The 15,530-nt window shown below is 47.3% G+C and carries 15 protein-coding genes; 5 read left to right on the top strand and 10 right to left on the bottom strand.

Features of this window, described 5'->3' with window-relative positions:
* Positions 1-66: 66 nt before the first annotated feature.
* On the bottom strand, positions 67-621 hold the full coding sequence (locus ASJ33_RS03955; protein WP_023652276.1) for an OB-fold protein: 555 nt from the start codon (positions 619-621) through the stop codon (positions 67-69).
* 132 nt (positions 622-753) lie between these two features.
* Entirely contained in the window at positions 754-1,551 is a 798-nt protein-coding gene (surE, locus tag ASJ33_RS03950; protein WP_041330857.1) for a 5'/3'-nucleotidase SurE, read from the bottom strand.
* A gap of 160 nt (positions 1,552-1,711) precedes the next feature.
* Here surE and queA point away from each other — a divergent pair, with 160 nt between their 5' ends.
* Positions 1,712-2,743 (top strand): tRNA preQ1(34) S-adenosylmethionine ribosyltransferase-isomerase QueA, encoded by a 1,032-nt coding sequence (gene queA, locus ASJ33_RS03945; protein WP_023652274.1) that lies wholly within the window; start codon positions 1,712-1,714, stop codon positions 2,741-2,743.
* A gap of 80 nt (positions 2,744-2,823) precedes the next feature.
* On the opposite strand, the gene ASJ33_RS03940 is transcribed toward queA, so the two are convergent.
* From ASJ33_RS03940 to ASJ33_RS03930, 3 genes are all read right to left on the bottom strand, one after another.
* Positions 2,824-3,906 carry an ABC transporter permease gene (locus tag ASJ33_RS03940; protein WP_041330854.1) on the bottom strand — a complete coding sequence of 361 codons (1,083 nt, stop codon included), beginning with the start codon at positions 3,904-3,906 and terminating at the stop codon, positions 2,824-2,826.
* The gene (locus ASJ33_RS03935; RefSeq protein ID WP_041330851.1) at positions 3,903-4,820 is read right to left on the bottom strand and encodes an ABC transporter ATP-binding protein; all 918 of its coding nucleotides are present in this window, start codon (positions 4,818-4,820) and stop codon (positions 3,903-3,905) included. The genes ASJ33_RS03940 and ASJ33_RS03935 overlap by 4 nt, the downstream gene beginning before the upstream one ends.
* 98 nt (positions 4,821-4,918) lie before the next feature.
* Entirely contained in the window at positions 4,919-5,581 is a 663-nt protein-coding gene (locus tag ASJ33_RS03930) for a hypothetical protein (RefSeq protein WP_041331724.1), read from the bottom strand.
* Between the two features lie 282 nt (positions 5,582-5,863).
* On the opposite strand from ASJ33_RS03930, the gene hpt reads away from it, so the two are divergent.
* Genes hpt through ASJ33_RS03915 form a run of 3 tightly spaced genes read left to right on the top strand, consistent with a single transcriptional unit; the run spans position 5,864 to position 8,845 of the window.
* Positions 5,864-6,412, top strand: coding sequence for a hypoxanthine phosphoribosyltransferase (gene hpt, locus ASJ33_RS03925; protein ID WP_041330850.1), 549 nt, complete (start codon positions 5,864-5,866; stop codon positions 6,410-6,412).
* Positions 6,396-8,111, top strand: a complete 1,716-nt coding sequence (gene ade, locus ASJ33_RS03920; RefSeq protein WP_041330849.1) for an adenine deaminase — start codon at positions 6,396-6,398, stop codon at positions 8,109-8,111. The genes hpt and ade overlap by 17 nt, the downstream gene beginning before the upstream one ends.
* Positions 8,111-8,845: a phosphoribosyltransferase gene (locus ASJ33_RS03915; protein WP_010936523.1), complete on the top strand. Its 735-nt coding sequence runs from the start codon at positions 8,111-8,113 to the stop codon at positions 8,843-8,845. The genes ade and ASJ33_RS03915 overlap by 1 nt, the downstream gene beginning before the upstream one ends.
* On the opposite strand, the gene ASJ33_RS03910 is transcribed toward ASJ33_RS03915, so the two are convergent.
* The 4 genes from ASJ33_RS03910 to ASJ33_RS03895 are packed head-to-tail and all read right to left on the bottom strand — an operon-like array spanning position 8,838 to position 12,753.
* Positions 8,838-9,587, bottom strand: coding sequence for a pseudouridine synthase (locus ASJ33_RS03910; RefSeq protein ID WP_023652232.1), 750 nt, complete (start codon positions 9,585-9,587; stop codon positions 8,838-8,840). The genes ASJ33_RS03915 and ASJ33_RS03910 overlap by 8 nt on opposite strands.
* Positions 9,588-9,608: 21 nt before the next feature.
* Positions 9,609-10,856 (bottom strand): metallophosphoesterase family protein, encoded by a 1,248-nt coding sequence (locus ASJ33_RS03905; protein ID WP_041330848.1) that lies wholly within the window; start codon positions 10,854-10,856, stop codon positions 9,609-9,611.
* Between the two features lie 13 nt (positions 10,857-10,869).
* A complete protein-coding gene (locus ASJ33_RS03900; RefSeq protein WP_010936520.1) occupies positions 10,870-12,171 on the bottom strand; it encodes a glycine--tRNA ligase in 1,302 nt (433 codons plus the stop codon).
* A 36-nt stretch (positions 12,172-12,207) separates the two neighbouring features.
* The gene (locus tag ASJ33_RS03895; protein ID WP_048893983.1) at positions 12,208-12,753 is read right to left on the bottom strand and encodes a hypothetical protein; all 546 of its coding nucleotides are present in this window, start codon (positions 12,751-12,753) and stop codon (positions 12,208-12,210) included.
* A gap of 43 nt (positions 12,754-12,796) precedes the next feature.
* Between ASJ33_RS03895 and ASJ33_RS03890 the strand changes: the two genes are divergently transcribed.
* Positions 12,797-13,477 (top strand): MBL fold metallo-hydrolase, encoded by a 681-nt coding sequence (locus ASJ33_RS03890; RefSeq protein ID WP_236886636.1) that lies wholly within the window; start codon positions 12,797-12,799, stop codon positions 13,475-13,477.
* Positions 13,478-13,489: 12 nt separating this feature from the next.
* Here ASJ33_RS03890 and ASJ33_RS03885 read toward each other — a convergent pair whose 3' ends face one another.
* On the bottom strand, positions 13,490-15,529 hold the full coding sequence (locus ASJ33_RS03885) for a sodium-translocating pyrophosphatase (RefSeq protein WP_041330847.1): 2,040 nt from the start codon (positions 15,527-15,529) through the stop codon (positions 13,490-13,492).
* Between the last annotated feature and the right edge of the window lies 1 nt (position 15,530).

Here is a 15,530-nt window from a genome sequence, read left to right as displayed (position 1 = left end):
CGGGGATATATTTAATTTGAAGTTTTAAAGGCTCACTGCCGTTTATGGTCAGTGGCATATAGGCTATTAAGCTTCCAGATTATGATCATAAGGTATCAATTGGACATCCTCAGTGAATGAGTTAATAAGCGTAATCCTGCCATTTGTTAAACCCATACATGTTCCGGTAATTTCAATATCCATACCGATTGAAATATCCGCACCCGGTTTAATCACATAATTCCCAAAGTAACAAACTACATTTGCCCCGTTACTCTGATCAGTCTTAAGGGATATCCAGCAACTATTAGCAGTGGTTCCGTAAACAAAACCTGCCACTTTGCCTGTGACTTTTATATTTTTGCTCTTATAATACTGGTCAGGATTGGTTTCACCGGGATCTACATAATGGGAATACAATGTCTCAGCTGTTATTGTCAGGTCAACCGTAGCATCAGTTGAATTATCAGTAATAGGGTTGGTAACCTGATCAGTGCTATCAGTATTTCCGGTAGGAGAACTGTCTATTTTGCCTTCCAGAGCGACAGAGATTGAAAATATTATGCTTACAGCCGCAATCACAAGCACAGGCGAAGAAAGCATTACACCCCGTAAAAACTTGCCGTTCGAAGTTTTATTCATATCCGTACCCCAGTTTTCAAAATGTTACCCTAAAATGATATACCACATGGCATATCCGGTCAAGCGAAAGAGTATTTGAGGCATCTGATAACGGCTGAAGAACCTACCAGGCATAATGAAGAATATATAAACCTAAACTCTCTCCTGGCAATCTTTAGCGGCTTTAAGTATTCCGCTGGTCTCGGCATCCTCAAGGGTAAAAGAGGGCTGTTGAAAAAGTCTTTCGTGCAAAGCGCTTATAGAAATATACCCGTTCTCTATAGCCCAGATATCAGTTTTCTGATTATCTGCGAGGCTTAACTGGCGGCGTCTGAGCCAGAAATACCGTTTCCTGCCGTCATGTCCCTCTTCAACTGTTTCTATATGGGTTTTATGCGCAAGCGGAGTAACCCGTAATTCATTTATGCGTGAAAGAGGCAGGTCTGGAATATTTATATTCAGAAAAGAATTCCTTGCAATATCTCCATTTTTTATCCTGCGCGCTACTTCCATGGTAATACAGGCGGCACTATCCAAATTTGCAGGTTCCTCAGTAGTAACGGGTATAGAGATAGCTATGGAAGGTATACTACGCAAATAACCCTGCAGGGCAGCACCTACTGTACCTGAAATAAGCACATCATCTCCCAGATTCAAGCCATGATTTATACCTGAAACCACTAAATCCACCGGTTCGGCTATCAGTTTGGCCAGACCCAATATTACACAGTCACAGGGGCTGCCCTCTACCGAATAGGCCTCAATCCCCGAAATAAGCGGGTGGGTTTTCTGTACTCTGAGGGGTTGGCGCAGGGTTACCTGAGTACCGGTAGCACTCTGCTCACGGTCAGGCGCTACCACTATCACTTCGCCAACTTCTTTAAGCCGCTTCACCAAAGCCCACAGGCCTGATGAATAAATACCGTCATCATTGCTTACAAGTATTCTCATAACAAAGATGAGTTTAGCATACCCTTAAAAACCGGGCAAACCTGCATGACCTATCCTCAAAGAAAGTTTCGTTTACCTAAAATTGATTAAACAATCTCTGCCAGATATACTTACAAGTAGTTAAAACAGGCTCTCGCCGTATATATATATTTGAGGATTCATGAAAACCAGCGATTTTGATTACAACCTGCCGCAGGAATATATTGCCCAGAAACCTGCAGAACCGCGTGACAGTTCGCGTTTACTTGTTTTAAACCGCCAAAGAGGAGAACTTACCAGCCGTATCTTTGGGGAGATAACCGAGTACTTCAAACCGGGAGATGTGCTGGTAATGAATAACAGCAGGGTACTGCCAGCCCGCATAAAGGGAATCAAACGGGATACTGCCGCTAAGATTGAGATACTTCTGTTGAAACGTGACGGGGATAATTGCTGGGAAGCCCTTTTAAAACCCGGCAAACGCACCAAACCCGGAACAATTATTGATATACATCAGCACGGTGAAGAAACGTCTACCCAAGCGGAAGTGCTGGCAGATAAAGATGACGGCATAAAACTTCTGCGTTTTTCAGATGAAACACACCTTATGAAACTGGGCGAAGTACCCTTGCCGCCATATATTCACACGCCAGTTTCAGACCCGGAACGCTACCAGACAGTTTACGCACTGACTAACGGCAGTGTAGCTGCCCCCACCGCAGGGCTTCATTTCACCACAGATTTGTTAAAATGTTTGAGCGAGATAGGCGTAATCTGCACCTATGTAACTCTGCATATAGGACTAGATACCTTCCGACCTGTGAAAGAGGAAGACCCAAATGACCATATAATCCACCGCGAATACGGAATACTAAGTGCGGAAACTGCCGCGACTATCTGCCAGGCCAAGGCAAACGGCAAACGGGTATTTTGTGTGGGTACTTCGGCCACCAGACTGGTGGAGCAGGCTTCCAGTCTAAGTCAGAACGGGATTATTGAACCATATTCGGGCTGGGCGGATTTATTTATCTTGCCCGGGTATAAATTTAGAGTGGTTGACTGTTTTATTACGAACTTTCATCTGCCCCGTTCCACCCCCCTTATGCTGACAGCCGCTTTTGCCGGCTGGCCATTTCTAAAAAAAGCTTATGAAAAAGCTATACATGAGCATTACCGTTTTTACAGTTTTGGTGATGCCATGCTGGTTTTATAAAACACCCCCCAAAACTACCCATAAATAACAAAGGCCGGGTTTAATTCCCGGCCTTTAGTTTTATTATTCGCAAAAACTGGTCATTCCCAGCGGAAAAAGCGGACTGAGATAGCCATACAGACTACCAGCCAGCCTGTGACTACCAGCAAATCAACCCCCAGCGGGAAAGCGGGAGCTCCATCTACCATTACCTGTCTAAAGGCATCACCCAAATAGGTCAGCGGTAAAGCATTTACCACCGGGCGCATGAAATCCGGCATATATTCCAGCGGAAAGAAAATGCCGGAAAGGAACATCATGGGGAACTGAATAAGCTGCACAATGGGCATAGCACCCTCTTCGGTCTTGGCCAGTGAAGCGACCAGAAACCCCAAACTGATAAATGACAGCGTTCCCAGCATCACCAGCCCTAACAGCAGCCACCAGTTGCCTAAAATCTCAACGCCGAACATAAGCTGCCCGATGACTATAATGATAACGGTCTGAAGCACAGCCAGCCCCAGCCTGAGCACCACCTGGCTGAATATAATAGTGGAGCGAGAAATAGGGGAAGCACCCAACCGTTTCAAAATCTTCTTTTCCCGCTGCTGAATAAGCGGCATAGCCGAATAAATTCCCAGGAACATGATAGACATGGCCAGCACACCGGGGATAAAGAAACTCATCATGCTCATATCTTTGGTTTGGATAGTCTCTTCGGTTATCTGAAACAAAACAGGAGTCTGGGTTATCTCACGGTTTATACTCTGAAGTATCTCCTTGACCACCGGCAAAACAATCTGATTTACGCTGGTTTGAGAACCATCATAATAGACCTGCACATCGGTAGTTTGCCCGGACAGAGCCGCCTGCCCCAAACCCTCAGGCAATATTATAACCGCCTTGAGTTTACCGTCTGCAAGAAGCTGCAGACTTTCATCCCGCGGGTTATCTTGGACTGAAAATATGCTTACCTGACTGAAAGCCTGAACTATACCCTGACTTATCTGCGAATCGTCTTCGTTTACCAGGGCAACATCATAATTAATCTTGTCTGTACCGCTGAAAACCAACCCGAACATAATGATAAAGAGTACCGGGAAAGCCAGGGTAAAAAACAAAGCAGTCTTGTCCCGGAGAAATTGCTTGAAATTGGCATTTAGCATATTTAAAAATGAGTTCATTCTCTTATCTTCCTGCCGGTCAGTTTCAAGAATACGTCTTCCAGGGTGGCCTGGCGGACATGCAGATTACGCAGTTCGGTATTGCCCTTGTTTTTCTCCGCATAATCCAGTATGGCGCCCATAGTTTTCGGGACATCAGCCGAATATAAAATCACCTCAAAACCTTCTACCGAAGCACTGGTCACACACGGAAAAGACCCCAGAAGTTCACCGGAGGGCACAGGTTCCATTTCAAACTCAATGGCGCTTTCTTTAAAGTTGCCTGAGATAAGTTTTTTAGGTGTATCCAAAGCAATAATCTTGCCATGGTCTACTACCGCAATCCGGTCACAAAGCCGTTCTGCTTCGTCCATATAATGGGTGGTGAGGAAGACTGTTTTACCCTGTGCGCGCAGCTCTTCAATAACCGACCACAAACCCCGTCTGGCCTGAGGGTCAAGCCCGGTGGTGGGTTCGTCCAGAAAGGTAATCTCCGGGTTATTGACCATAGCCATAGCTACCGATAAGCGCTGCTGCTGACCGCCGGAGAGATTCTTAGAAAGTACCTTGCGGCTTTCGGTCAGCGCTACCATTTCCAATAGTTTATCAACCGGCAGAGAATTACGGTAGAAAGAGGTGAAAAGTTTTAATATTTCTTCTACATTTAACAGCGGCAAAAGAGCCGGAGCCTGAAGCTGGATGCCGATAAGCTGTTTAATCTGTTCACGTTGTTTGCGTACATCCATACCCATCACAGTGATATTGCCGGAATCGGCATCACGCAAACCTTCAATAATTTCGGTTGTGGTAGTCTTACCGGCACCGTTCGGACCCAGCATACCGAAGACTTCACCTTTTTTGACCTCAAAACTGATACCATCTACTGCCCGTATAGGGCCGTAGACTTTTACCAGATTTTGCACTTGAATAACCATCTGTTTCCTTTCTCTGTCTGCAGTGAAAAGGCATAATCAAGACTGCACGTGCACTAACTATACAGCAGCAATATTAAGGCTAGATTAAGGAAGATGGGTTAACTGCCGATAAAATTTTGAATCAGAAGATAAATGCCATAACCCAGTACGCCTACACCGGCAATCAAAAGCACCACCAATAACGGCATTACATCATTCCGACGGTTAGGGCGGTAACTGCGTTCTTCGCGGTAGGCTCTGGCAGGGCGGCGGGGATTGCGGTAGCGAGGTTCTTCATCTTCAAAGTAATCATCATTTGCAGAATAACGGCGGGACATGCGGCTGCGAGGCCGTTCTTCATACTGGTCATAATAGGGATAGGCTTGTCTTCCATGTCTTGCAGGAAGAGGCGTCTCTTCCTCATCCCGATAAGCCCGTGGTTTATCGGCAGACTCAAACTCTTCATCATTTTCATATTCGTTATCTTCAGAGGTTGGCTGAACCGCCGGCGGCAATTTGTCAGACGATTCACGACGGGGCGTATTCTTGTAAAGACGGCCGCTGTGCTCAAGCGGAGGGGCGTCAGGGTTTAACATCTGCCCGCAGCCGGGGCAATAGTTCACTTTTCCCACGATACCCTGGCCGCAGCTGCAAAAAGTCATATTGTTTATGTCAGGATTTTGGGAACCTCTTGGCTGGCCGACCCCGCAGAAAGGGCAAAACAGCAAACCGGATTCTACCAGATTATCATCAAAATCACGGGAACAATTAAGACACTTCATAAAATCCTCGTTATCTATCAATTTTAGTTGGCAAATTATAACACTCTTTTTCCCCGAAGCATACCATTTAGCTTTACAGTTTATATTTACAGAACTAAAGTTTGGAAATCCCGCTGCCCCGGATAATTACTCCTTAAACACCTCCCTAAAACAATCCAAGTCATCTTTTCCTATAACGTATTTTGCCCCACAAGGTTAGATCTAAATAATAAACACCTGATACAAGTAATAATAACCTGCTTTCTAGACAGGTGGAGATTTGCAGGCTATAATCACAACCAGATGATGAACAGGATGAATCTTTCGCTTTTTATTTCCAAGGCTGATATTGAAGTTTATCTTGAACGTTTGGCCGCTGAAATCAACCGCAGCTACAAGGATAAACCACTGATAGTCATAGGCGTGCTAAAGGGGTCATTTATTTTTATGGCTGACCTGATACGCCGCCTTAATATGCCTGTTGAACTGGAATTTGTAGGGCTGGCCAGTTACGGTCAAAATACCCAAAGCAGCGGCAAATTACGCCTGACCCGCCCCCTGAAGCGGGATATTACCGGCAAAGACGTACTGGTAGTGGAAGATATTGTTGATTCGGGGTTAACTATTTCTTACCTTTTAAAGTATCTGAAAAGGCGTAAAGCAAACTCGGTAAAGCTGTGTGCCCTGCTCAGTAAACCCAGCCGCAGAATCTGCCCGGTAGAAATAGACTATCTGGGCTGCGAAGTAGCTGATAAATTTCTGGTAGGTTACGGACTGGACAGGGGCGAATGCCACCGCCAGTTACCTGAAATATTTGCTCTGGAGGAACAACCGGATGCAGACAAACCTTAGTCAGCTGATAAAAGTTGCCAGAGGGGAAGCCAAAGCCGATTTGGTGCTTTTAAATGCCAAAGTAGTAAACGTATTTAACGCTGAAATAGAACCGGCAAATGTAGCTGTGTTTGGCGGCCAAATAGCCGGTGTAGGGAACTACACACTGGGTAACCGGGTGATTGACCTTAAAGGGGCATATCTTCTCCCCGGACTTATCAACGGGCATACCCATGTGGAAAGCTCCATGCTGGATATTTCCCAATACGCCAGAGCAGTAGTTGCCCATGGTACTTCCGCCCTGATAACCGACCTGCACGAGATAAGTAATGTCTGCGGCAAAGAGGGCATTGATTATGTCTTGAGTGCTTCAGCCGATTTACCTTTAAACATTTTTTTACAAGTCCCTTCCTGCGTACCTGCCACCCATCTGGAAACTGCCGGAGCTGAAATAAACTCTAAAGATGTGACGGAGCTGCTGTGTCTTCCAAACGTAACCGGACTGGGAGAAATGATGAATTTTCCCGGGGTACTGTTCGGTGTCCCTTCGGTACTTGACAAGATTAAAGCCGCTTCGGGTAAAGTGCTGGACGGCCACGCTCCGGGTCTTTCGGGCAAGGATTTAAATGCCTATATTTCCGCCGGTATACACTCTGACCATGAGTGTATCCACCTTGACGAAGCCAAAGAAAAACTGGCCCGCGGCATGTACATAATGATACGCGAAGGTTCTTCGGAGAAAAACCTGACAGAGCTTCTGCCGCTGGTAACTGATAAAACTTATAAGCGCTGTATTTTTGTGGTAGATGACCGAAGCTGTGCTGATTTGCAAAGGGACGGGGATATTGACGCAGTAGTGCGCAAAGCCATAAAGCTGGGACTTGACCCCGTAAGGGCTATCCAGCTGGCCAGTATAAACACCGCCGAATACTTCTGCCTGCAGGGTCACGGGGCAATTGCACCCGGATATCTGGCCAATATGATAGTCTGCCAAAACCTAAATCAGCTGGATATAGATATGGTCTTTCACACAGGTGAACTGGTAGCGGAAAAGGGGCAGGCGTTATTTAAATCCCAAAGCCACGTCCCCAAATCACTCCTGAGCAGTATGAACATAAAACCTTTTGACATGAAAGACCTGGCGCTTAAAGGCAGCAGTACGCAAATGCCTGTCATAGAGGTAATACCCGGGCAGATTGTAACCCGCAGGTTAAATCTGAAAATACCCGCTGAAAACGGGGTTATCACGCCAGATATTGAACAGGATTTGCTAAAAATAGTGGTATTGGAAAGACACTGCCAAAGCGGCAATATAGGACGGGGACTGATAAAGGGGTTTGGAATTACAAAAGGGGCTATAGCTTCATCTGTCGCCCATGATTCGCATAATGTAGTAGCCGTAGGCACAAATGATGCCGATATATACACTGCCGTAAAGGAACTGGAAAGGCTAAACGGAGGCATTGCCCTGGTGGTGAACGGTAAGGTAAGTGCTTCGGTGCCATTGCCGGTAGCCGGGCTGCTTTCCACCCAGCCGCTTGAAAAAGTGGTAGACGCACTGGAAGAAATAAATAAACAGGTAGCCGGACTGGGCTGTAAATTAAGCGCCCCCTTTGCCACTTTATCATTTATGGCACTGCCTGTTATACCCGAACTGCGCCTGACTGATTTGGGGCTGGTAGATGTAAACGCTTTTAAACTTATTCCGCAGGAGACATGATGCACAGACCACTGGTATCGCCCATATTTGAAAACAGATTTGATGCAGGCAGGCAGCTGGCTGAAAAACTGACCCAATACAAGGACAAATCTGCCATAGTGCTGGCTATCCCTAACGGCGGTATACCCATTGCTACCCAGGTGGCTTTGGCACTGGATGCCGATATGGATATGATTATTTCCCGTAAACTGCCCATACCGTTAAGGCCGGAAGGAGGCTTCGGGGCAGTGGCAGATGACGGAGCGGTGATGCTTAACCACGAAGTGGTAAATTACCTAAAGATGACCGAACAGCAAATACATTATACGGTCAACAAAGTAAGGGCTGAAGTCCAGCAGAGAAGCCTGCTGTACAGGGGACACCGCACACTTTCCATACTGAACGGGCGGACAGCTATTATCATTGATGACGGACTTGCCTCAGGTTATACCATGCTGGCGGCAATAGAATCTGTAAGGCGTAAAAAACCGGCCAGAATAGTTGCCGCCGTACCCGCTGCTTCAGCTACTGCCCGTAAACTGGTGGAAAAGGCAGCCGACGAAGTAATTACCGTAGCTGACGGGTTTATGCCCAAGTTTTACGTATCAGATTACTATCGGTATTGGAATGTACTGGATGATGAACAAGGGTTAAAGGTATTTAAAGACTGGCAGATGCGCCGCCAAAACTTAAATCTCCGCCCTGAAAACTTGCCTCCGCCCAGCATGACCATGCGGCGTAAACCCCTTATTTAAGGCGGGTAATGCGCTTTAAGGCGGCTATTTCTCCCGGAGTAAGCTCACGGGTTTTACCCTCTTCCAGTTTGCCCAAACGCAGTGTGGCTATACGGCTGCGCTTCAGAGCCTTTATCTGGTATCCCAAATGGGCAAACATACGCCTTACTATCCGTTTTTTACCTTCGTGTATTATCAGTTTGTAGTTATACGGCGGTTCATCTGTAACCCGGCTTAAGCGGGCAGGTGAGGTCAGCCCGTCATCCAGCAGCATGCCTTTTTCCAGACTTTCTTTATCTGCCTGGGTAAGTGCGGCATCAATGGATATCAGATATTCTTTTTCTATTTGATAGCTGGGGTGGGTAAGGCGGTTAGTCAGTTCACCGTCATTGGTAAGCAATAGCAGTCCTGTAGTAGCCTCGTCCAGCCTGCCCACAGGAAAAAGCCCTGCCCCCTCATAACGGCGGGGGATCAAATCCATCACAGTTTTACGACCCAGTTCATCAATGGTGGTAGAGACTATTTCAGGCGGTTTATTTAACATAAGGTATATGCGGCGGATACGACTAAGTTCAACAGGTTTGCCCCCAAAGGTTATCTTGTCCTTCTGGGTATTTACCGGCTGGGAGTAAGATTCCGCTTTCTGTCCGTTCAGGGTAACCAGACCTTGTTTAATAGCCTCCGCCATTTTGCGGCGTGAACCAAGCCTGGCTTCCACTAAAACTTTCACCAGCGGAGTACCTGAAGATGCATTATATGACATTAAAATTCCTTTAAATGGGTATTAAACCTTTGTAAGCTTGTTATCCAGTGAAGCATACAGCTTGCGCCCATATTCCAGCAGGGTCTTTTTCTCCTGTGCCGAAGTCTGCCTGGCATCCAGATAATGTTCCAAAGCCTGAACAGGGTCAAGTCCCTCCGCTTTGAAACCGCCCTCTCTTTGGCGGCTTGAGCGGGTGAAATTTTTGGAAACAGTAAAATTGTGAGCCTCACGCAAAGCTTCCCGTATATCATTATCCCACAGTTGCCCGCCAATCTCTGCCGGCAGCTCCAGCTTCAGGCGGACTATTGCATCTTTTATTTCCTGCTGACGTGATTGTAATATATTTATTACTTCCTGAGTCGGGTCAAGGCTGTCTGTCGTCACAGTATGCTCTATAGTCAGAAAACGGCGGCCTTCCAGTTTTATAAACTCAAATTCAGTTTTGCGGCTGAGGGGATCTATTTCTACCAGATAAAAACCTTTATCATCTTTTTCCTCACCGAAATCCAGCCTTTCCAGACTGCCTGGGTATACTACCGGAGGTGAAGAAGACAATACCTGCTGCTTATGGATATGCCCCAGGGCAATATAATCAAAAGCAGGATTGGTGATATTACTTAACATAACTGTAGGCTCGTGACCTATTGAGATATTCCGCTCGGAGCCGAGTTTGGCGGTATTGACCGAAAGATGGGCGGAAAGGATGGCGGGGATATTTTTATCAAGCTGGCCTGCCAGATTTTCTATAATACCGGCTAGATAATGTTCTACTCTCCGGTTCAGTTCCTCAATGCTCAGGCTTTTTTCTTCTTTCTGGTTTGATACCGAAAGAACAGAAGAACGGCGTAACCATGGCAGGGAAGCTACCTGAATAGGGCCGCTGTGGGTATTTATCAGCCGCACTTCCGCCTTGGCGGAAACATGCACATTGGCAATATTAAGCGTATCAAATATTTCGGTTGTGGTAGCCCTGCCGGTGGCATTCGGCAGGTCATGGTTTCCCACCAGCAGAAACACCTGTATGCCACTATTTGCCAGGGTACTTATCCGGCGGGCGAACTCCCGCTGCTGGGTCTGGGAAGGGTCACGGCTTTTGTAAGCATCACCGCTGAAAACCACCAAATCCACTTTGTTCTCAATGGCATAAGCCACCAAACAGTCAAAGGCAGCTAAAAAATCAGCCAACCGGGATGAAAGCCCGGTTGCACTGTCAAAACGGCCATAATTCTCCACCCCTATATGAAGGTCTGCAAAGTGGAGGATTTTCAATTTCGCCTCCAAATCAGCTGTTAAACGGCTCACCCGAAAGTTTGGCAGCCAGAATGCAGCTAAGTTCGGATACTTTTACCCGTATTTGGTCCATGCTGTCCCTGTCACGTATGGTTACCATGCCGTCTTCCAGAGACTGGAAATCCACCGTAACGCAGTAGGGTGTACCTATTTCGTCCTGACGGCGGTAACGGCGGCCGATACTCTGTGAGTCATCGTAAGCTACCATCCAGCATTTTCTAAGGTCAGCATAAATCTTGCGGGCATAATCAGACAGTATTTCTTTTTTGGAAAGAGGCAATACAGCTATCTTGTACGGGGCAAGTGCCGGGTGCAGGTGCAAAACAGTCCGTATTTCGTCCTTGTCTGGTTCTTCGGCATAAGCATCAATCAGGAAAGCCAGAGTAGAGCGTTCAACCCCGGCTGAGGGTTCTATTACATAAGGTATAAAGTGTTCTTTGGTTTCTTCATCAAAATACTCCAGTGCCTTGCCGCTGTATTTGGAGTGCTGGGTAAGGTCAAAATCACGCCTGTTGGCTATACCTTCAAGCTCACTCCAGCCCATGGGGAAATTGTATTCCACGTCATAACAACCCTTGGCATAATGGGCCAGTTCGTCAGAGCGGTGAGCCCGAAGCCTAAGGTTTTCAGGATTCATACCCAAATTTTTATACCAATTCAGGCGGTACTGAGTCCATTCCTCCAAGCAGGCATCATCCGCACCCGGTTTTACAAAATACTCCAATTCCATCTGCTCAAACTCGCGTGAGCGGAAAATAAAGTTACCGGTAGTAATTTCGTTGCGGAACGATTTACCTATCTGGGCAATACCGAAGGGCAGCTTTTTGCGGGTGGTATTTAAAACGTTTTCAAAATTTACAAATATGCCCTGAGCGGTTTCCGGCCGCAGGTAGACAATATTGGCCGCCTCTTCAACCGGACCCATAAAGGTTTTAAACATGAGGTTAAACTGGCGGGATTCGGTAAGCTCACCGCCGCAGGCCGGGCATTTGGGTTCGGCAAGGTCTGTGGGACGCCAGCGCATTTTGCAATTTTTGCAATCCACCATGGGGTCGGAAAACCCGGCCACATGACCGCTGGCTTCCCAAACGCGGGGATGCATGATGATACTGGCATCCAAACCCACCACGTCATCCCGGTCACGTACCATATACCGCCACCAGGCTTCTTTAACATTGCGTTTCAGCTCTACGCCCAGCGGGCCGTAGTCCCAGCAACTATTCAGGCCGCCATAGATTTCACTGCTGGGAAATATAAAGCCCCGGCGGCGGGCCAGAGAAACTATTTTATCCATGGAAACAGGCTGAGAAACATTTTCAGACAAGGTCAATTACTCCTTTTTGCTTGCACTCGGGCCGTTAAAAGTTTTATAAGCCCTGACAAATACCGGAATGGCAAAAATCCCTATAACAATGGCCGCTATAACAATAAGGATAATGGCAAACAGCCACAGGGGCAACAGGTGAGTTTGATTAACATTATAAACAAATACGTCTAGCAAAGCATATGCCAGTATCAGCTGGGGCACAGCCATGATATTGCCCATAAAGCCAAGCAAAGTTCCCGGTTTCACCCAGAAATCCGTCTGGTTGGTTTTAAAAAAGCTGAGCCGCGGCAGGAAAAACGCCAAGCCAAAAGCCAAAAGTACCACTAAAACCTGCACTCCAACCAGCATGCCGGTTATCAGCCCAGCATTTATATAGGTAACCGGTGCGCCGTCAATACTGAAACGGTACGCTACCTCTACCGGCAAACGGCCATAATAAATAGCAGTAAGGATAAGCGATATAACCAGCACCACCAGTGGTGCCATGAAATAAGCCGGACGGAAGCTGAATGAAGCGGCAGGCATATTCGGTTGATTATCTATACTCATGAATAAAAAGTTATCAGCTTTGGGCAAATAAGTCAAAAATATTTTGGCGGATACCAGCTTTAGTGCTAGAATGTGCCAAAATATTATCCTTGAGGCTTATACAAACATGCTTAACCGCAAACTCCGTTTAGGTTTACTGGGCACAAACTGCTATATACTGGGTGATGAAGAAAGCCGTGAGGGGCTTATCATAGACCCGGCTGCTATATCAAGCTCCATACCCGACACAGTGACCGAATACCGGCTGAATGTAAAATATATCGTACTTACCCATGGGCATCTTGACCACCTGGCAGGGCTGGAATATGTCCGGAAACTTTACCCCGAAGCCAAACTTTGTTTTAACCTTTCGGATGCCAGCTTAAGTGAAAATATTGAGCTGGTAAGTTACCTGGGAATGCCCGCGCTGCCAAACCTTGTGCCGGATATTCCGCTTGATGAAGGCAGTACGCTGGAACTGGGCAAAACCAGGTTTTCGGTTATTTCTACACCTGGACATACACCAGGCGGTATCTGTTTGTACACGCCGGGTTATTTGTTCAGCGGGGATACCCTTTTTAACTCCGGCATAGGGCGGTCAGATTTTGAGGAAAGTGATACCGAAGCCTTGCGGCAGAATATAATAAACAGGCTGCTCAGCCTTCCCCCTGAAACCCTTGTCTTCCCTGGACACGGCCGGGAAACAACCATTGGCAAAGAAAAGGCCGGCAACCCGTTTATTTAGCTTTATATAGCCTTAAATTATACCGCTAAAATTAGCCAGTATAGGTGCCATAACCAAGGCAATAATGGCAACCAGCTTAATCATAATATTAAGTGACGGTCCGGCGGTATCCTTCATGGGGTCTCCCACCGTATCACCCACCACTGCCGCTTTATGGGCATCCGAACCTTTGCCGCCGTAAGCCCCGGTTTCAACCCATTTCTTGGCGTTGTCCCAGGCACCGCCGGCATTGGCAAAAGTGACTGCCAGTATAAACCCGCACAGTATGATACCGGCCAGGAAACCCACCACGGCAACCGAACCCAGCAGCCAGCCGACTATTACCGTTGAAACTACCGTGATAATACCGGGTAAAATCATCTGCTTAATGGAGTCACGGGTGCAGATATCTACACATTTGCCGTATTCGGGCTTGGCAGTGCCGTCCATTATGCCGGCAATCTCTTTAAACTGACGCCGCACTTCGTTCACAATGGAAAAACTGGTCACACCCACCGCTTTTAAAGTAAGTGAACAGAAAACAGCCGGCATCATAACACCCAACAAAAGCCCGGCCAGCACCTTAACATCCAGCAGGCTTACCTGCGAAGCGGTTATACCAACCGCCTGGGTGTAAGAAAGCAAAAGAGCCAGTGAAGTAAGCCCGGCAGAACCTATGGCAAACCCTTTGCCTATAGCGGCAGTGGTATTGCCCAGAGAATCAAGCGCATCCGTCCGCTCGCGTACTTCCTTGGATAAACCTGACATTTCGGCAATACCGCCAGCATTATCCGCTACCGGACCGTAAGCATCAGTGGCATCTTGTATACCCAGAGTAGCCAGCATACCCACGCCCGCTAGGGCCACGCCATAAACATCACCGAAAGCATAGGAAATCACAATAGCCGCTACCACCAAAACGATAGGCGGTACTACACTCAAAAGACCTACTGAGAAACCTGAGATAATATTGGTAGCCGCGCCCGTCTGGCAAGATGCCGCTATACCCAAAGTAGGTTTATAGACGTAAGAAGTAAAGTAGTTGGTGCTTTCACCGATAAGCACACCCGCCACCAGACCGGCCAGAATGGCAACAAAGAGACCCAAATCTGCTTGAAGATACCAGACAGCCAGGAAAGAGAATACCGCCGATAAAAAGGCGGCTGCCAGAGTACCCTTGCGTAAAGCTGCCAGCAGGGCCTTCATCTGGAGTTTTTCCCCGGTACGTACTAAAAAGATACCTATAACCGAGGCCAGTATACCCCCGGCCGCAACCAGCATGGGCAGGAAGAAAGCCGCTTCCTCAGACGGGACAAGCGAATAGCCCAGTTTCATTGAGAAGGCACCAACAGTAGCCAAGGCCATGGTGGCTATAATGGAATCTACATAAGATTCAAAAAGGTCAGCCCCCATACCGGCCACATCACCCACATTATCACCCACAAAGTCTGCCACTACCGCTGCATTGCGGGGGTCATCTTCGGGGATACCTTTTTCTACCTTGCCCACAATATCCGCACCAGTATCAGCCGCCTTGGTAAAAATACCGCCGCCCACCCTGGCAAAGATAGCTACAGAGGAAGCACCAAAACCGTATCCAGGCAAAATCTTAATGAAGTCCACGTCACTGCCAAAGGCAAAGTACATTATTGAAAGGCCGATAATGCCTATGCCAACCACACACATACCCATAACCGAACCGGCTCTGAAGGAAAGCTTCAATCCCTGATTAAGGCTGTGGCTGGCAGCGGTAGTAGTGCGTGAGTTAGCCTTGACGGCTATACTCATACCTATAAAACCCGCAAGCCCCGAGCATAACGCACCAAACAGGAACGAAACCGATACCGGCCAACCCAGTGAGGGCAAAAATGCCAGTATGACAGTCACTACTGCTACGAAGATAGCCATCACCGTGTATTCACGGGTAATAAAGGCCATTGCACCTTCCCTAATGGCAGATGCAATTTCCCTTACCTTAGGTGTGCCCTCATCTTGCCGTAGGACAAATCTGGCCAGCAGCCCGGCAACCGCCAGACCCGCTAAACCGACAACCAATGCAATCCAGATAGACACT

This window comes from Dehalococcoides mccartyi, from assembly GCF_001889305.1.
Lineage (GTDB): Bacteria > Chloroflexota > Dehalococcoidia > Dehalococcoidales > Dehalococcoidaceae > Dehalococcoides > Dehalococcoides mccartyi_A.
Note: the sequence above shows the minus strand (reverse complement) of the source record. Positions and strands in the feature narration are given on the sequence as shown.